16 protein-coding genes are annotated in these 16,093 nt (G+C 72.9%); 11 read left to right on the forward strand and 5 right to left on the reverse strand.

Annotated elements, in window-relative coordinates; translation table 11 throughout:
• Positions 1-97 precede the first annotated feature (97 nt).
• The 5 genes from pstC to ACFRQN_RS34290 all read left to right on the forward strand — a co-directional run bounded on the left by pstC (position 98) and on the right by ACFRQN_RS34290 (position 6,155).
• Positions 98-1,129: a phosphate ABC transporter permease subunit PstC gene (gene pstC, locus ACFRQN_RS34270; protein WP_049661130.1), complete on the forward strand. Its 1,032-nt coding sequence runs from the start codon at positions 98-100 to the stop codon at positions 1,127-1,129.
• 64 nt (positions 1,130-1,193) lie between these two features.
• Positions 1,194-2,441 carry a phosphate ABC transporter permease PstA gene (gene pstA, locus ACFRQN_RS34275; protein ID WP_074002011.1) on the forward strand — a complete coding sequence of 416 codons (1,248 nt, stop codon included), beginning with the start codon at positions 1,194-1,196 and terminating at the stop codon, positions 2,439-2,441.
• A gap of 38 nt (positions 2,442-2,479) precedes the next feature.
• The gene (locus tag ACFRQN_RS34280) at positions 2,480-4,285 is read left to right on the forward strand and encodes a phosphate ABC transporter substrate-binding protein PstS (RefSeq protein WP_380744330.1); all 1,806 of its coding nucleotides are present in this window, start codon (positions 2,480-2,482) and stop codon (positions 4,283-4,285) included.
• The gene (locus ACFRQN_RS34285) at positions 4,282-5,205 is read left to right on the forward strand and encodes a sortase (protein WP_380744332.1); all 924 of its coding nucleotides are present in this window, start codon (positions 4,282-4,284) and stop codon (positions 5,203-5,205) included. Before ACFRQN_RS34280 ends, ACFRQN_RS34285 begins: the two co-directional genes overlap by 4 nt.
• 23 nt (positions 5,206-5,228) lie before the next feature.
• Entirely contained in the window at positions 5,229-6,155 is a 927-nt protein-coding gene (locus ACFRQN_RS34290) for a phosphate ABC transporter ATP-binding protein (RefSeq protein ID WP_079272019.1), read from the forward strand.
• 28 nt (positions 6,156-6,183) lie between these two features.
• Here the strand turns inward: ACFRQN_RS34290 and ACFRQN_RS34295 are convergent, their stop codons facing one another.
• Positions 6,184-7,029 carry an HAD family hydrolase gene (locus ACFRQN_RS34295; RefSeq protein ID WP_074002012.1) on the reverse strand — a complete coding sequence of 282 codons (846 nt, stop codon included), beginning with the start codon at positions 7,027-7,029 and terminating at the stop codon, positions 6,184-6,186.
• Positions 7,030-7,190: 161 nt separating this feature from the next.
• Here ACFRQN_RS34295 and ACFRQN_RS34300 point away from each other — a divergent pair, with 161 nt between their 5' ends.
• Together ACFRQN_RS34300 and ACFRQN_RS34305 are read left to right on the forward strand one after the other, a co-directional pair.
• Positions 7,191-7,397, forward strand: a complete 207-nt coding sequence (locus ACFRQN_RS34300; RefSeq protein WP_074002013.1) for a hypothetical protein — start codon at positions 7,191-7,193, stop codon at positions 7,395-7,397.
• A gap of 29 nt (positions 7,398-7,426) precedes the next feature.
• Positions 7,427-8,314 carry an LLM class flavin-dependent oxidoreductase gene (locus ACFRQN_RS34305; protein WP_074002014.1) on the forward strand — a complete coding sequence of 296 codons (888 nt, stop codon included), beginning with the start codon at positions 7,427-7,429 and terminating at the stop codon, positions 8,312-8,314.
• A gap of 47 nt (positions 8,315-8,361) precedes the next feature.
• Here the strand turns inward: ACFRQN_RS34305 and ACFRQN_RS34310 are convergent, their stop codons facing one another.
• Genes ACFRQN_RS34310 through ACFRQN_RS34325 form a run of 4 tightly spaced genes read right to left on the reverse strand, consistent with a single transcriptional unit; the run spans position 8,362 to position 12,236 of the window.
• Positions 8,362-8,889, reverse strand: coding sequence for a hypothetical protein (locus ACFRQN_RS34310; protein ID WP_117488865.1), 528 nt, complete (start codon positions 8,887-8,889; stop codon positions 8,362-8,364).
• Positions 8,886-9,497 (reverse strand): hypothetical protein, encoded by a 612-nt coding sequence (locus ACFRQN_RS34315; RefSeq protein WP_380744334.1) that lies wholly within the window; start codon positions 9,495-9,497, stop codon positions 8,886-8,888. The genes ACFRQN_RS34310 and ACFRQN_RS34315 overlap by 4 nt, the downstream gene beginning before the upstream one ends.
• Positions 9,494-11,776, reverse strand: a complete 2,283-nt coding sequence (locus ACFRQN_RS34320; protein ID WP_380744336.1) for a hypothetical protein — start codon at positions 11,774-11,776, stop codon at positions 9,494-9,496. The genes ACFRQN_RS34315 and ACFRQN_RS34320 overlap by 4 nt, the downstream gene beginning before the upstream one ends.
• Before the next feature lie 13 nt (positions 11,777-11,789).
• Complete coding sequence (locus tag ACFRQN_RS34325) at positions 11,790-12,236, reverse strand: hypothetical protein (protein WP_380744338.1); 447 nt, start codon at positions 12,234-12,236, stop codon at positions 11,790-11,792.
• Positions 12,237-12,450: 214 nt separating this feature from the next.
• Between ACFRQN_RS34325 and ACFRQN_RS34330 the strand changes: the two genes are divergently transcribed.
• The 4 genes from ACFRQN_RS34330 to ACFRQN_RS34345 all read left to right on the forward strand — a co-directional run bounded on the left by ACFRQN_RS34330 (position 12,451) and on the right by ACFRQN_RS34345 (position 16,048).
• Positions 12,451-13,428: an ABC transporter ATP-binding protein gene (locus tag ACFRQN_RS34330; RefSeq protein WP_049652877.1), complete on the forward strand. Its 978-nt coding sequence runs from the start codon at positions 12,451-12,453 to the stop codon at positions 13,426-13,428.
• Positions 13,412-14,311 (forward strand): ABC transporter permease, encoded by a 900-nt coding sequence (locus tag ACFRQN_RS34335; protein ID WP_380744340.1) that lies wholly within the window; start codon positions 13,412-13,414, stop codon positions 14,309-14,311. Before ACFRQN_RS34330 ends, ACFRQN_RS34335 begins: the two co-directional genes overlap by 17 nt.
• A gap of 26 nt (positions 14,312-14,337) precedes the next feature.
• Positions 14,338-15,255 (forward strand): ABC transporter ATP-binding protein, encoded by a 918-nt coding sequence (locus ACFRQN_RS34340; protein ID WP_049652871.1) that lies wholly within the window; start codon positions 14,338-14,340, stop codon positions 15,253-15,255.
• Positions 15,256-15,331: 76 nt separating this feature from the next.
• On the forward strand, positions 15,332-16,048 hold the full coding sequence (locus ACFRQN_RS34345; protein WP_049652868.1) for an ABC transporter permease: 717 nt from the start codon (positions 15,332-15,334) through the stop codon (positions 16,046-16,048).
• Positions 16,049-16,093: the final 45 nt, after the last annotated feature.

Genomic DNA, 16,093 nt, shown 5'->3' on the forward strand with positions numbered 1-16,093 from the left:
GCCGCCGTTCCGGCCCCGCCGAGCGCTTTCCCTCCCGCCGAGGCAGCGCCCCGGTCCCTCACCGAGCACGCCCGTTCCCGAGCACGGAGAGCACACCATGACATCCGCCGCCGAGCCCGCGGCACCGTACGCCGGGGCACCACGCCAACCCGACCACGGGCCCGACCAGGACGTGCCCCGCACGATCACCTCCCCCGCGACCCCGGGCGACCGGGTGTTCCGCGGCGTGCTGCGGCTGGCCGGCTTCTCGGTCTTCGCGATCATGGGACTGATCGCCTTCTTCCTGATCCTGCGCGGCTCCGACGCGCTGCGCGCCGTCGGCCTGTCCTTCCTGACCGAGCAGAAGTGGCAGACCGCCGCCCACAACTTCGGCATCGCCGCCGTCCTGCCCAACGGCCTGCTGATCGCGGTGATCGCGCTGGTCATCGCCGTCCCGGTGGCGATCGGCACCGCGATCTTCATCTCCGAGTACGCCCCGGTGCGGCTGCGGGCCGCCCTGGTCTCGCTGATCGACCTGATGGCGGCCATCCCCAGCATCGTCTACGGCCTGTGGGGCCTGTTCTTCCTGCAGCCGCGGATCATCGGCTTCGTCCGCTGGCTGGCCAACCACCTGGGGGAGTACATCCCCTTCCTCAAGGTGCGGACCGGCGACATCGGCACCTCGTACACCTCGTCGACCTTCATCGCCGGCGTGGTGGTCTCCCTGATGATCATCCCGATCGTGACCTCGCTCAGCCGGGAGGTGTTCTCCCAGGCCCCGCAGGGCGAGCGGGAGGGCGCGTACGCGCTCGGCTCGACCCGGTGGGGGATGGTCCGCGCGGTCGTCCTGCCGTTCGGCAAGGGCGGGGTCATCGGCGCGGTGATGCTGGGCTTCGGCCGGGCGATGGGCGAGACGATCGCCGTCGCGCTGATCATCTCGCCGAACTTCAAGGCCATCACCCACATCCTGGAGAACGGCGCCAACTCGATCTCCGCGCTGATCGCGCTGCGCTTCGGCGAGTCGGACGCGCTGTCGCTCTCCGCGCTGATGGCCGCCGGTCTGGTGCTGTTCGCGCTCACCCTGCTGGTCAACGTGCTGGCCGGGATCGTCATCAACCGCTCGCGCTCCGGCGCCGCGACGGCGGACTGAGCATGACCGACCGTCAGTCCGCCCACAGGGCACGCAGCCGTCCGCACCGTGAAGGGACCATCCGATGACCACGCTCGACCTGCCGCCGGTCGCGGCGTCCGGGCCCGCCGGCGAGCCCTCGCCCCCCGCGTCCCCCGGGCCCGCCGCGGCCGGGACCCCGGGCCCCGAGAAGAAGCTGCGGATCGGCGGCGTCACCCGCGACGACGTCCTCACCGTGGCGGGTGCGGCGGTCGGCTCGCTCGCGCTGGACTGGGTGCTCTACGAGCGGGTGCTGCCGTTCAGCGGCGCCTTCGGCTTCCTGCTCTGCTGGTACCTGCTCTTCCTGGCCGGCTACTACCTGCTCGGCCGGCTCCAGTGGAACCCGATGATGGTGCGGGACCGGCTGGTCGCCGTGGTCGCCTGGAGCTCCGGGCTGCTGGTGGTCGCGCTGACCGCCGACCAGATCGGCTACGTCGCCAGCCGGGGCTGGGAGGCGGCCCAGCACCTCAACTTCTTCACCGAGTCGATGGAGCGCACCGGCCCGCTCGACCCGCTCACCTCCGGCGGCGCGCTCAACGCGATCGTCGGTTCGCTCGAACAGCTGGGCCTGGCCTCCCTGTTCGCCGTTCCGCTGGGCATCGCGGCGGCCGTCTTCATGTCCGAGGTCGGCGGCCGGGCGGCCCGCCCGGTGCGCACCCTGGTCGAGGCGATGACGGCGCTGCCGTCCATCGTGGCCGGCCTGTTCGTCTACGGCATCGTGATCCTCACCTTCGGCTTCGAGAAGAGCGGCTTCGCGGCCTCGCTCGCGCTCACCGTGATGATGATGCCGATCGTCACCCGGGCCGCCGAGGTGGTCATCCGGCTGGTGCCCGGCACCCTGCGGGAGGCCTCCTACGCGCTCGGCGGCAGCCAGTGGCGCACGGTGTGGAACGTGGTGCTGCCGACCGCCCGGCCCGGTCTGGTGACCGCGGTGGTGCTCGGCATGGCGCGCGGCGTCGGCGAGACCTCGCCGGTGCTGCTGACCTCCGGCTTCACCCCGCGGTTCAACGCCAGCCCGTTCGACGCGCAGCAGGTGTCGCTGCCGCTGTACATCTGGAACTACGTCAAGCAGCCGTACGACGGGATGATCGCGCGCGGCTTCGCGGCCGGCCTGACCCTGATGGCCGTGGTGCTGATCCTCTTCGTCACCGCGCGCATGCTCGGCGGCCGCCGTCCCGGGCAGCTGACCCGGGCCCAGAAGCGCCGGATCAACCGGGAGGCCCGCCGCCAGGAGGCGGCCGCCCTCGGGGGCATCGCCCGTCCGTACGCCCTCCACTCGCAGGCGAAGCACTGATGTCCAGACCAACCACCCTCCGTACCAGAGGAGTTCACATGTCCAGGGGCCTCAGTCGCTCCGTGGCCCGGCTGCTGGCGGGGACGATGTCCCTGATGCTCGCGGCGGCCTCCCCGCTGCTGGGGCAGTCCCCGGCGTTCGCGGCCTCCGTCTCGCTGAGCGCGGACGGCTCCAGTTGGGCCGGTCCTGCCATCGACCAGTGGCGGCAGGACGTCTCCCCGCAGGGCATCCAGATCAACTTCAGCCCGGTCGGCTCCGCGGCCGGTCGCACCGCCTGGTCGAACGGGCAGGACGACTTCACGGCCTCGGACGTGCCGTTCCGCTCGGGGCAGGACAGCGGGGTGGGGCAGGGCGGCCAGGCGTCCGGGACCGGAAGCGCGGAGAAGCCCACCTGGGGCTTCTCCTACGTCCCGATCACCGCGGGCGGCACCACCTTCATGTACAACCTGGTGGTCGGCGGCAAGCAGGTCCGCGACCTGCGGCTCTCCCCGCAGACCGTCGTGGACATCTTCACCAACAAGATCACCAACTGGAACGACCCGAAGATCACCAACGACTACGGCAAGCCGCTGCCCAGCCTGCCGATCACCCCGGTGGTCCGCTCCGACGGCTCCGGCGCCACCGCGCAGTTCACCCGCTGGATGGAGCACACCCACAAGGACCAGTGGGACGCCTACTGCAAGTCCGTCAACGGCGTGAGCTGCGGTGACTACACCGAGTTCTTCCCGCCCTCCGGCCGGATGACCGCGCAGAACGGCTCCGACGTGGTGGCCGGCTACATCAAGTCCCCGACCAACGTCGGCACCATCGGCTACGACGAGTACGCCTTCGCCAAGCGCAGCAACTGGCCGGTCGTGAAGGTGCTCAACCAGGCCGGGTACTACTCGCTGCCGACCGCCTCCAACGTCGCCGTCGCGCTCACCGCCGCCAAGATCCGCGGCGTGGACGACGGCACCCCCGCGAACGACCCGAACTACCTGCAGCAGAACCTCGACGGCGTCTACACCATGGACGACCCGCGCGCCTACCCGATCTCCAGCTACAGCTACCTGATCGTGCCGCGCGCCGGAGCCTCCGCGCCCCCGCCGCCGCGCTTCAACAACGACAAGGGCTCCGCGCTCAGCCGCTTCCTCTCCTACGTGCTGTGCGAGGGCCAGGGCAAGGCGGACGACCTCGGCTACTCGCCGATCCCGCGCGGCCTGGTCAAGGGCGGTCTGCTGCAGACCAGGAACATCCCCGGCAACGCCAGCCCGGTCGACCCCGACACCCTCGCCAACTGCGCCAACCCGACCTTCAACTCGGCCGGGGAGCTGACCGTCCTCAAGAACGCCCCGATGCCGAGCCCCTGCGACAAGGCGGGCAGCCCGCTGGACTGCACCGTGAAGGACGGCCAGCCCGTCAAGACCGGCTCCGGCTCGGGCGGTTCCGGCGGCGCGGCCGGCGGCTCCGGCGGTGCGGCGGGCGGTTCCGGCGGCACCGGCGGGTCCGGTGGCACCGGGGGCACCGGTACCGGCGGTGCGGCGGGCGGTACCGGCGGCGCGGGTACGGCCGGCGGTGCCGGCGACCCGAACGCCGCCGGAGCGGCCGGCGGCGACCCGAACGCACCCGGCGCCGGTGACGGCACCGAGGACGTGATCGACCCGCAGACCGGCCAGGTGGTCGCCCGCGGCCGCGGCGGCGCCGCCACCGAGGTGGCCGCCAACGTGGTCGAGATCAGCGGCAAGCCCGAGGACTGGATGCTGTCCTCCCTCACCGCGCTGGAACTGCTCGCCGTGGTGCTCGTCCCGCCGCTGCTCGGCCGCCGTCTGCTGCGCCGCCGCAACGGCTCGGGCGGCACCTCGTGACGGCCCCGGTGCTGGAGAAGCCGGTCGAGCGGAGCGCCCCGGCGCAGCCGGCCGCCCCCGCCGCCCCCGCCGCGTCCGACGCCCCGGTCCGGCCCGCCGTCTCCCCCGGGCGGCGGCGGTTCCTCCAGGGCGCCTGGGCGGTCAGCCTGGCGGCCGCGCTGGTGCTCGGCTTCGTCGGGTACCTGTTCACGCTGTCGCACGTCCAGCAGCGGCACTACCAGTCCACCGGGTACAAGACCTTCCGCGACCAGCTGGCCCGGGCGGTCGCCCCGACCGGCGCGGCCGCCGACGGTGCCCCGGTGGCGCTGCTGGACATCCCGGCGATCGGCCTGCACCAGGCCGTGGTGGTCGAGGGCACCACCGGCCGGGACCTGATGCGCGGCCCCGGCCACCGCCGGGACACCGCGCTGCCCGGCCAGCGCGGGGTCACCGTGCTCTTCGGCCGCGGCGCCACCTTCGGCGCGCCGTTCGCCGACCTGTCCAAGCTGCGGGTCGGCGACAAGATCGAGACCACCACCGGCCAGGGCAAGTTCAGCTACACCGTCAACGTGTACGGCGACGGCGACCACCCGATCGTCGACCCGGCGGCCGGCAACCGGATGGTGCTGGTCACCGGCGACTCCGACTGGATCCCCGGCTCCACCGTGCTGATCGGCGCCCGGCTGGACGGCGACCCGGAGCAGAACCCCGGCCGCCGGCCCGCGACCGTCCCGTACGACAAGGCGCTGGCCGCGGACAAGGGCGCGCTGGCCACCCTCCAGCTCTGGTCGCTCGGCCTGCTCGGCGCGGTGGCCGGCGCCCTGGTGCTGGCCCGGTACTGGCGGCGCTCGGCCGCCTACCTGAGCCTTGCGCCGGTGGTCGGCGCGCTGCTCTGGGCGGTCTACGAGAACGCCGCCGCCCTGCTACCCAACCTCTACTGACGCGCGCCCGGAGGACCGTTCCGATGACCGACGCACCACTGACCGACACCCCGCAGGCCGAGTTCTCACCGACCGACCCGGTCGCCGACACCATCACCCTCCCCCCGGTCGCCCCGGACCCGTACGCGGACCAGCCGTACGGGCAGGACGCGGACGGTCACCCCGACGGCGGGCCGCTCGCCGGGCTGGAGACCCGGGAGGTCTCCGCCTGGTTCGGCAGCCGCAAGGTGCTGGAGCGGGTCTCGCTGGCGATGCCGGCCGGCGAGGTCACCGCGCTGATCGGCCCGTCCGGCTGCGGCAAGTCCACCTACCTGCGGATCCTCAACCGGATGCACGAGATGGTGCGCGGCGCCGCCCTCGCCGGCGAGGTGCTGCTGGACGGCGACGACGTCTACCGGCCCGGCCGCCGGCCCGCCGAGGTGCGGCGCCGGATCGGCATGGTGTTCCAGCGGCCCAACCCGTTCCCGGCGATGTCCATCCAGGACAACGTCTCCAGCGGGCTCAAGCTGGCCGGGATCAAGGTCTCCAAGGAGGAGCGCCAGCACCTGGTGGAGACCAGCCTGCGCCGGGCCGGGCTCTGGGACGAGGTGTCCACCCGGCTGCACACCCCGGGCGGGGCGCTCTCCGGCGGCCAGCAGCAACGCCTGTGCATCGCACGGTCGTTGGCCGTCTCGCCGGACATCCTGCTGATGGACGAGCCGTGCTCCGCGCTCGACCCGACCTCCACCCGCCGGGTCGAGGAGACCATCGCCGAACTGCGCGGGCGGCTCACCATCGTGATCGTCACCCACAACATGCAGCAGGCCCAGCGCGTCTCGCAGACCTGCGCGTTCTTCCTGGCCACCCACGACACCCCGGGGCGGATCGTCGAGGCCGGGCCGACCGGGCAGATCTTCGGCAGCCCGCGCGACCAGCGGACCTCGGACTACGTCAACGGCCGCTTCGGCTGAGCACCGACCGGCTGGAGGAGCCCCGGGTTCAGCCGAGCCCGAGCAGCTCCTCCAGCACCGCCGCGACGCCGTCCTGCTCGTTGCTCACGGTGTGCAGCGGCACCGCCGCCAGCACCTGCGGGTGCGCGTTGGCGACGGCGTACGCGGTGCCGGCCCAGGCCAGCATCTCCAGGTCGTTCGGCATGTCGCCGAAGGCCACCACCTCGCTCCGGTCGATCCCGTGCCCGGCGCACCAGCGGGCCAGCGTGCTGGCCTTGGTGACGCCGGGCGCGCTGATCTCCAGCAGCGGGATCGACGCGGAGCGGGTGATCTCGGCCAGGTGCCCGGCCGCCGCCCTGGCCTCGGCGAGGAACTTGTCCGGGTCGAGGTCCGGGTGCTTGGCCAGCAGCTTGAACAGGCCGCGGACCGACCCGCCGGCCCCCAGCAGCTCCTCCGCCGGGCCGACCTCGTGCTCCATCTCGTCGCCCCACATCGGCACCGCGTAGCCGGCCTCGCGGGCCCAGCCGCCCGGGTACTCGAAGGCGAACGCGGTGCCGGGCAGCGCGGCCCGCAGCGTCTCGACCACCGCCAGGGTGGTCTCCACCGGCAGCGGGAAGGTCTCCAGCAGCTCGCCGCGCCGCACGTCCACCACCGCGCCGCCGTTGGAGCAGATCGCCACCCCGTGGCCGCCGATGTGCGGGCTCACCTGCCGCATCCAGCGCGGCGGCCGCCCGGTCACGAACACCACCCGCACCCCGGCCGCCTCGGCCGCCGCCAGCGCCGCGGCGGTGCGGTCGGTGACGGTGCCGCCGGAGCAGAGCAGGGTGCCGTCCAGGTCGGTGGCGATGAGGCGGGGCGCGGTGCGGGATTCGGTCACCGGTCCATCTTCGCCCATCGGCGCGGCCGGGGCACCGGCCCGGGTCCGCGGCCTCCGGACGCCCCCGCAGTGATCAAGCCCTTCATGCGCCGTTTCCGGCCGATCCGCCCGTACCCGGGGTGTTCGGCCGACCACGGCGGGCATGACTGCCCACGGCAACCCCGTCGGCAGGAAGAGCCATGCCCACACGCCAGCTCCGTGACCAGCCGCCCCCGCCCGCCCGTCCCGACACCCGCGACCCGCAGGCCACCGAAGCGCCGCGGGCACCCGAAGCCTCGCGCGACCCGGTCCTGCTCGGCGACGTCCTCTTCCACACCCTCGCCGACCTCGCCCGCCGCACCTCCGCCCCGTCCCTCCCCGCCCAGCGCACCCGCCCGCACCCGTGACCGCGCCGCGCGGACGTAGGGTCGGGGGCATGCGACTGAGCACCGTGATCCTCCCCGTCCACCGGTGGAGCGAGGGGCAGAAGACCTGGCGGCGGGCCGAGGAACTCGGCTTCCACACCGCGTACACCTACGACCACCTGTCCTGGCGGTCCTTCCAGGACGAGCCCTGGTTCGGCTCGCTGCCGACGCTGACGGCGGCCGCCTGCGCCACCGAGCGGCTGCGCCTCGGCACGCTGGTCACCTCGCCGAACTTCCGGCACCCGGTGACGCTGGCGAAGGAGCTGATCACGCTGGACGACGTGTCCGGCGGGCGGGTCACGCTGGGCATCGGGGCCGGCGGGACGGGCTTCGACGCGACGGCGCTGGGCCAGGAGGCCTGGTCGCCGAAGGAGCGGGCGGACCGGTTCGGGGAGTTCGTGCCGCTGCTGGACGAGCTGCTGACCAACGACGCCACGACCCGTGAGGGGACGTACTACTCGGCGGTCGAGGCGCGGAACATCCCGGGCTGCGTGCAGACCCCGCGGGTGCCGTTCTACGTGGCCGCCGCCGGCCCGCGCGGGATGCGGCTGGCCGCCGAGCACGGGCAGGGCTGGGTGACGTACGGCGACCCGAAGGGCCCGGCGGACGTGCCGGTGGCGGAGGCGCCCGGCGTGGTCGCCGCGCAGATCGGGAAGCTGACGGCGGCCTGCGAGGCCGTCGGGCGGGACGCCGGGACGCTGGAGAAGGTGCTGCTCCAGGGGTCGACGGCGGAGAAGCCGCTGCAGTCGGTGGACGCCTTCGTCGACTGGGCGGGCACCTACCGGGAGGTGGGCATCACCGAGCTGGTGATCCACTGGCCGATCCCCGACTCGATCTTCGAGAACGACCTCACCGTGTTCGAACGGATCGCCACCGAGGGCCTCGCCCAGCTGGGCTGAACCGGGATCCGACGACTGACGACGAGCCGGAAGCGGCGCCGGGCGGCTCACACCACGTCGAGCCGCTCGGCGCCGCCCGCGCAGCCGAGCTGCTGCCCGGCGGCGCGCTCGGCGAAGCCGCGGGCGGCCTCGCCCATCCGCTTGCGGCCGGGCCCGTCCGGGAGGAGCTTCCCGTCCTTGCCGGTGAGCCTGAGGACGGCGCGGTAGCCGGTGCGCCGGCCGTCCACGGTGCACTCGAAGCCCACCGCGCCGAGGCTGTCGCCGCCGGAGAGCACGCCGCCGAACGACGCCTCGGCGGTCAGCAGCCGTCCGTCCCCGCCGTTGACCGAGCAGCGTACGGAGGCCGGGGCGTCGGGGGTCGCCGCCCGGTAGGCCGTCTCCACGAAGACCCGGGGGGCGCCGCCGAGCAGCCCGGTGACGGCCGGGTCGTCGAGCAGGCCGCGGCACTCGCCGTGCGACAGGGCGACGGCCGGCGGCCGGTAGGCGGTGTGGTCGAGGTAGAGGTGCCAGCCGAGCAGGCCGCCGCCGAGCAGCAGCGCGGAACCGCCCGCGATCAGGGCCCGGGGGTGCTTCACCGGCAGAGCTCCTTCGTCTTCGCCGCCAGCGCGGCGCGGGTGACCTCTTCGAGCGCCTGTCGGCCGTCCGCCCCGTCGGCGCGGGCCGCCTCCCCGGCGGTGACCCGCACCTCGACGTAGCCGCTGGGCCCGGTCACGCAGTACTGGGCCGCGGTGGCGCCGCCCGGCCAGGCCGCGGCCAGGCCGGGCAGGTCGAGCGGGCGGGCGTCCGGGCGGGTGGCCTCCGCGGCGGCCAGGGCGAGTTCCCCCTCGCGCCGGACGGCGGTGAGGGTGAGCACGGCGCGGCCGTCGATCCGGACGACGCAGCTCTGCTGGTCGGTGTCGCGGACGCCGGAGCTGGTCCGCTCCTCGGAGTCCTGGTCACCGGGCGGCAGCAGCCGTCCGAGCGGGGTGTCGGCGCCGGTGGGCAGGCGGCAGAGGTGGGCGGACCGGCCGGGGGGCTCGGACGGGCGGTGGCCCTGCCAGTCCCGGTAGCCGACGAACCCGGCGGCGGCCACCGCCACGACCAGCACGGCGGGCAGCAGCAGCGGGTCGTGCAGCCGCCCGGCCCAGCGGCCCGCGAGGAGCCGGGCCCAGCGGGCCGCGGGCCCGGCGCCGGACCCGCTCACGCGTCGCCCTTCGCGTTGGTGGACGAGTTGTTCGCCGTCCCGCGCGACATGCCCTGGAGCGCGCTGTCGCGGGCGCTGTTGGCGAGCCGGTCGATGTCCTGGCGGGCGATCCCGGTGCCGCTGCCGGCGTCCCGGACCGCCTGGTCGGCCCCCCGCGCGACCCGGCCCTCGGCCTCGGCGGTGTGGTTGCGGCTCTCCTGGCGCCCGTCCTCGGTGGTGTCCTTCTTGTTGGCCTCGATGACGCTGTCGGCGATCGAGTCGACGATCTGGTCCGCGATCTCGCCGCCGAGCGGGATCTTCTCGGTCACGCTGCCGATGACGGCGTTGAAGGCGTCCTTGCCGTAGCCGACGTTCTTCTCCAGCGCGTCGTTGAACTCCTTGTCGGAGGCGGCGTGTTCGTTGTGCACCTCGTCGATGCGGGCCTGGTTGAGGTAGCCGCTGACGACGCCGCCGGACTCGGCGTTGTGCTTGATGTCCGACTCCAGCCGGGCGAAGTCGGTCTGCCCGCTGTCCAGGTGGCCGCGGATGAGGGCGGTGGTGTACGCCTGGTTGGCGTTGGCCACCGCGCCGTAGGCGTCCGGGTCGCGGCCGAGGGCGTCGAGCAGCCCGGCCACGGAGGAGGCGTCGAGGGAGGCCGGGGAGCCGTTGACCGGCAGGTCGGTGCCGTGGGAGAGCGAGTTCTGCACGTCGCCGATGTACTCGGCGGTCATGTGCCCGAGGCTGCCCCGCATGGCGGCGAGCTTGCCGTCGCCCTTGATGTCGTCCAGCGCCCCGTCGTCGCCGTGCCGGCCGAAGGTGTCCACGACCCGCTTCATCAGGTCGGCCTGCTCGGTGGTGTGCCGGTCCGGGGGGACGGGGCCCGGCTCGTCGTACGGGTGGCCGGTGGTGGCGGCCTCCAGGGCGCGGCCGAAGGCGGCCGGACCGGCCTGCTTGCTCGCGTCCCACACCTTGGAGTCCCGGGAGGTGGTGTCCGGGATCCAGTCCTTGTCGTGGGAGTAGTAGGAGAAGTAGTCCGAGGGCTTCGGCTTGCCGCCCTGGTTGACCGTGCCGTCCTGGTTGTAGGCGGTCGGCTGCTCGGTGAAGAACCTGTTGGCCGCGTCCGGGCTGTGCGCGAGCGCCTCCAGGATCGCCGTGGTGGGGCGGAAGCCGGAGCCCGCCTCGTCGCCGCCGGTCAGGTTGAAGCCCTGGATCTTGGAGCCGGGCATCGGGGCCGGCCAGTACCGGTCCTGGGTGTCGAGCTGGGTGACGTGCTCGGCGATCGGGTTGATGAAGTGGGCGTCGTAGTTCCCGTTCATCAGGATGCCGGAGAGCACCTGGTAGCCGTACGGCACGTAGTCCAGGCCGGAGGCCCGGTACGGCTTGTCCCAGACCGGCTGGGAGCCGGCCTTGCGCAGCGCGGCGGCCCACTCGTCGGACAGGTGCGGCTCGTTGGTGGTGCGGGTGGCGGTGGCCAGGCCGAGTCCGAGGTTCTTCTGGAGGTCCTGGTAGGCCTTCCAGCGCGGGTCCTTGTCGTCGCGGGGGTGCGCCGGGTCGCCGACCATGCTGTTCCAGGACTTGATCAGGCCGTCCGGGCCGAGGTCCTGGTAGAACGTGGTGGCGAACTTCGGGTCGCTGCCGTGCGAGGCCAACAGCGAGTTCAGCTCGGTCAGTTCGGGCTCGGTGATGTCCCCGCCCCGGGCCGCGAGCTGGGCGGCGCGCCGGCCGTCGGCCTCCGGGCCGCCGCCGATGGCCTTGCCGTTGAAGGACTTCTGACCGTCCGTCATGCTGTCGGCGCGCAGCGCCCAGGCGATCCGCTCGTCGGCGGCGGTGGCCTCGGCGACGGCGGAGTCGATCGCCTTGCGGGCGGCCTCCGCCTTGTCGCCCCACTCCTTCTGGTAGTCCCGGAGGGCCTCGTAGTCGTGCCGGGTGGCGTTGTCGGCCGGGGGCCAGCTCACGGTGCCGTTCTCGGTGAGGGTCAGCCCGGCCGTCCGGGCGTCGGCGACCGCCTTGTCCAGCTTGGTCTTCGCGGCCTTGAACTCGGTGGACGCCTCGGTGAAGATCGAGGCGAAGGCGTTGGCCTCGGTGACGGCGGCGGTCAGCTGCTCGTTGGTGCGCTGGAGGCCGGGGCGGGCCTGGTCGGCGGCGGGGCCGCTCCAGCAGGCGGAGTCGACCTGGGCGATCACCGTGGTGTCCCAGTCGCCGTCCATCGCGTGGAGCTTCTGGGCGACGGTGGTCCAGGCGGTGGCGGCGGTGTCCAGGACGCCGAAGTCGGCGGTGCTGAGCTCGTGGAAGTCGACCATCTCGGTGGTCCTCTCAGTTGCCGAGGTCGTGCTGGACGGCCGACTCGTTCTGCCGGTAGTTGGCGGCGGTGGCGCGCAGCGCCTGGGTGGTCTGCCCGATGGTGCCGCCGAGGGCGGCGACGCACTGGTCCCAGGTGTCGGCGGCGCCCGCCGCGGCCTTGCCGGTGCTCCAACTGGCGAGCGAGGTGGACACCTTGGCGGTGGCCTCGTCGGCGCCCCGGCCCTCGGTGTTGAGGCGGGCGTGGATCTGGTCGGAGTTGTTCCCCGCGGTGGTGAGCGCGTTGGTGTCGGCGCTGAAGCCGCCCCCGCCCCCGCCCCCGCCCCCGCCGCCGGACGCCGAGGCCGAGTTGAGCTGGGTGCGGGCCGCTTCCCGGGCGCGGGCCGAGTCGGTCAGGTTCCCGTCCGCGTCGTAGGCCCAAGGGTTCATCATCCGGTCGAACGCGGTCGCCCGATCAGACATATCGATCGTCCCCCTCCGTGCCGGGGCGCTGCTCCGGCACCCCCGTTGGCAAAGAGTCAGGCAAGTGTGTAAAGAGATTCGACAAAGGGTACAGGTGGATTCCGCTTTTTCTAACCCCTAGGGGTGAGGGGCTCCGACGTCATACCGCAGCAGCAGACGGCCTCGTCATTCCAGCTCATGACCCGTACCGCACAAGGCCGTTACGTTTGGTCCCGTGTCCACAGCTGTCATCAAGACGGACGGCCTCACCAAGAGGTATCCCCGTGTCACCGCGCTCGACCAGCTCACCGTCGAGGTGCGGCCGGGTGTGGTCGGTCTGGTCGGGGCCAACGGCGCGGGCAAGTCCACTCTCATCAAGATCCTGCTCGGGCTCGCCCCGGCGACCTCCGGCCGCGGCGAGGTCCTCGGCCTGGACGTCGCCACCCAGGGCTCCGAGATCCGCGCGCAGGTCGGCTACATGCCCGAGCACGACTGCCTGCCACCGGACGTCTCCGCGACGGAGTTCGTGGTGCACATGGCGCGGATGGCGGGCCTGCCCGCCACCGCCGCCCGTGAGCGCACCGCGGACACCCTGCGGCACGTCGGCCTGTACGAGGAGCGGTACCGCCCGATGGGCGGCTACTCGACCGGCATGAAGCAGCGGGTCAAGCTCGCCCAGGCGCTGGTGCACGACCCGAAACTGGTGCTGCTGGACGAGCCGACCAACGGCCTCGACCCGGCCGGCCGGGACGAGATGCTGGCGCTGATCCGCCGGGTGCACACCGACTTCGGCATCTCGGTGCTGGTCACCACCCACCTGCTCGGCGAGCTGGAGCGGACCTGCGACCACCTGGTCGTGATCGACGGCGGCAAGCTGCTGCGCTCCTCCTCCACCGCCTCCTTCACCGAGGCGACGGCCGTGCTCGCGGTCGAGGTCGGCGACTTCCCGGAGGACCACGGCCGCGAGCCGGGTCCGGCGGTCCGCGAGCGGCTCGCCGCGGCCGGACTGTCCGTCCAGCCCGAGGGCTCGCACCTGCTGCTGGTCCGGCTGGCCGACGAGTCGACGTACGACACCATCCGCGACGCCGTCGCCGGACTCGGCCTCGGCCTGGTCCGGCTGGAGCAGCGCCGGCACCGGGTCGCCGAGCTCTTCACCGACGCCCAGGACACCGAGCAGAGCAAGGGAGGGACGAACGATGCCGCTGCCTCCTGAGACCAGGTCCGCCGACACCGGCGTCATCCACGACATCGGCTACCGCGGCTACACCGGCCCCCGGCTCGGCCGCAGCTACGCCACCCGCGCGCTCTTCACCCAGAGCCTGCGCGCCGCGTACGGCCTCGGCCGCTCCGGCAAGTCCAAGGTGCTGCCGATGCTGGTGCTGGGCGTGATCACCGTGCCCGCGCTGATCTTCGTGGCGGTCTCGGTCGTGATGAAGCGCGACGAGCTGCCGGTCGAGTACGCGGGCTACCTCTCCATCTTCAGCCTGGTGATCTCGGTCTTCCTCGCCTCCCAGGCGCCGGTCCTGCTCTCCCGGGACCTGCGCTACCAGACCGTCCCGCTGTACTTCTCCCGCCCGATCACCCGCACCGACTACGTCCGGGCCAAGTTCGGCGCCATGGTCTGCGCCCAACTGCTGCTGATGGCATCCCCGTTGCTGGTGCTGTACATCGGCGCGCTGCTCGCCGGGATGGACTTCGGGCACAACACCGCGCACTTCCTGTACGGCCTGGTCGCGGCCGTGCTGTACGCCCTGGTGCCGACCTCGGTGGCCGTGGTGATCGCGGCCGCCACCCCGCGCCGCGGCTTCGGCGTGGCCGCCATCATGGGCTACCTGGCGGTCAGCGCCGCGCTGGGAGCGGCCGCGGTCGGGATCAGCAACCGCAGCACGACCGGCTCCGACGCCCCGCAGTGGATGTCGCTGATCTCGCCCACCGACCTGGTGGAGTCCCTGGTCAACGAGCTGTTCGGGCTCGGCGACGGCTTCGACCGCCGGCACGCCCCGGGCGGCCTCGGTCTGGCGGTGTTCGCGCTCGTCGCGGTGGCCATGGTGGTCGGCTCGTACCGGCTGCTGCTGCGCCGCTACCGCAGCGTCTAATCCAACTGCAGTGTCTGAGAGGACGCATGGCCACCATCAGCATCGACAAGGTCTCCCGCTGGTTCGGGAACGTGGTCGCGGTCAACGACATCACCATGACCATCGGCCCCGGCATCACCGGCCTGCTCGGTCCCAACGGGGCGGGCAAGTCCACCCTCATCCACATGATGAGCGGCTTCCTGGCCCCCTCCAGCGGCTCCGTCACCCTGGACGGCGCGCCGATCTGGCGCAACCAGCAGGTGTACAAGCAGATCGGCCTGGTGCCCGAGCGGGAGTCGATGTACGACTACCTGACCGGCTGGGAGTTCGTCCTCGCCAACGCCGAACTGCACGGCCTGCCCCAGCCGGGCGCCGCCGCCCGCCGGGCGCTGGACCTGGTGGAGATGGACTACGCCAAGGACCGCCGCACCGGCACCTACTCCAAGGGCATGAAGCAGCGGGTCAAGATGGCCTCCGCGCTGGTCCACGACCCGTCCGTCCTGCTGCTCGACGAGCCCTTCAACGGCATGGACCCGCGCCAGCGGCTCCAGCTGATGGACCTGCTGCGCCGCTTCGGCGCCGACGGCCGGACGGTGCTGTTCTCCTCCCACATCCTGGAGGAGGTCGAGCAGCTGGCCCGGCACATCGAGGTGGTGGTCGCCGGACGGCACGCCGCCTCGGGCGACTTCCGCAAGATCCGCCGGCTGATGACCGACCGCCCGCACCGCTACCTGGTCCGCTCCAGCGACGACCGCCGGCTCGCCGCCGCGCTGATCGCCGACGGCTCGACCAGCGGCATCGAGGTGGACGAGCGGGAGCGGGCGCTGCGGATCGAAGCGGTGAACTTCCAGGGCTTCACCACCCTGCTGCCCAGGGTCGCCCGGGAGGCCGGCATCCGGCTGTACACCGTCTCCCCGGCGGACGAATCGCTGGAGAGCGTCTTCTCCTACCTGGTCTCCGCGTGAGCGCCGTCGGCAGGACCACTGTCGGCGGGACCGCTGCCGCCAGGACCGTTGTTGCCCAGGAAGGGGCCGACCGACCATGAACCCCACCGTCGCCAGGCTGACCCTGCGCGGGCTGCTGGGGCGCCGCCGCGGCCTGCTGCTGCTGGTGGCCCCCGCCCTGCTGCTGGTCGTCGCGGCCGTCGCGAGCGTGTCCAGCGCCGACCCGCACGACATGGCCAACAACATCCTCGGCGCCCTCGGCCTCGGCACCCTGATCCCGATCCTCGGACTGGTGGTCGGCACCGGGGTGATCGCCAACGAGATCGACGACGGCTCGATCGTCTACCTGCTCGCCAAGCCGCTGCCCCGGTGGCGGATCGTGACCACCAAGCTGGTCGTCGCGATCGGCGTCACCTGGCTGTTCTCGGTCGTCCCGACGCTGCTGGCCGGGCTGCTGCTGGTCGGCACCCAGGACGGCGTGGCGCTCGGCTACACCGTGGCCGTGCTGGTCGCCGGGGCCGCGTACAGCGCGCTGTTCCTGCTGCTCGGCGTGGTCACCCGGCACGCGGTCGTGGCCGGTCTGGCGTACGCCCTGATCTGGGAGTCGACGGTCGGCAACTTCGTCGAGGGCGCCCGGACGCTGAGCATCCAGCAGTGGGGCCGCTCGGTGGCCGAGGCGGTCGCGGGACAGAACGCGATCAGCTCGGACGTCTCGCTCGGAGCGGCCGTGCCGCTGCTGCTGGTGGTCACCGTCGCGGCGACGGTGCTCGCCTCGGTGAAGCTGGCCGGGATGACCCTCGCCGGCGAGGAGTGAGCCCCGTACCGCACAAGCGGTGAGCCCCGGACACCTGTGAGGGTG

It is taken from the genome of Kitasatospora sp. NPDC056800 (assembly GCF_042789775.1).
Taxonomy (GTDB): domain Bacteria; phylum Actinomycetota; class Actinomycetes; order Streptomycetales; family Streptomycetaceae; genus Kitasatospora.

Coding starts and splice junctions, on each gene's coding strand:
- pstC (WP_049661130.1), top strand. CDS start 98: ATGACATCCGCCGCCGAGCCCGCGGCACCGTACGCCGGGGCACCACGC.
- pstA (WP_074002011.1), top strand. CDS start 1,194: ATGACCACGCTCGACCTGCCGCCGGTCGCGGCGTCCGGGCCCGCCGGC.
- ACFRQN_RS34280 (WP_380744330.1), top strand. CDS start 2,480: ATGTCCAGGGGCCTCAGTCGCTCCGTGGCCCGGCTGCTGGCGGGGACG.
- ACFRQN_RS34290 (WP_079272019.1), top strand. CDS start 5,229: ATGACCGACGCACCACTGACCGACACCCCGCAGGCCGAGTTCTCACCG.
- ACFRQN_RS34295 (WP_074002012.1), bottom strand. CDS start 7,029: ATGGGCGAAGATGGACCGGTGACCGAATCCCGCACCGCGCCCCGCCTC.
- ACFRQN_RS34300 (WP_074002013.1), top strand. CDS start 7,191: ATGCCCACACGCCAGCTCCGTGACCAGCCGCCCCCGCCCGCCCGTCCC.
- ACFRQN_RS34305 (WP_074002014.1), top strand. CDS start 7,427: ATGCGACTGAGCACCGTGATCCTCCCCGTCCACCGGTGGAGCGAGGGG.
- ACFRQN_RS34320 (WP_380744336.1), bottom strand. CDS start 11,776: ATGGTCGACTTCCACGAGCTCAGCACCGCCGACTTCGGCGTCCTGGAC.
- ACFRQN_RS34325 (WP_380744338.1), bottom strand. CDS start 12,236: ATGTCTGATCGGGCGACCGCGTTCGACCGGATGATGAACCCTTGGGCC.
- ACFRQN_RS34335 (WP_380744340.1), top strand. CDS start 13,412: ATGCCGCTGCCTCCTGAGACCAGGTCCGCCGACACCGGCGTCATCCAC.
- ACFRQN_RS34340 (WP_049652871.1), top strand. CDS start 14,338: ATGGCCACCATCAGCATCGACAAGGTCTCCCGCTGGTTCGGGAACGTG.
- ACFRQN_RS34345 (WP_049652868.1), top strand. CDS start 15,332: ATGAACCCCACCGTCGCCAGGCTGACCCTGCGCGGGCTGCTGGGGCGC.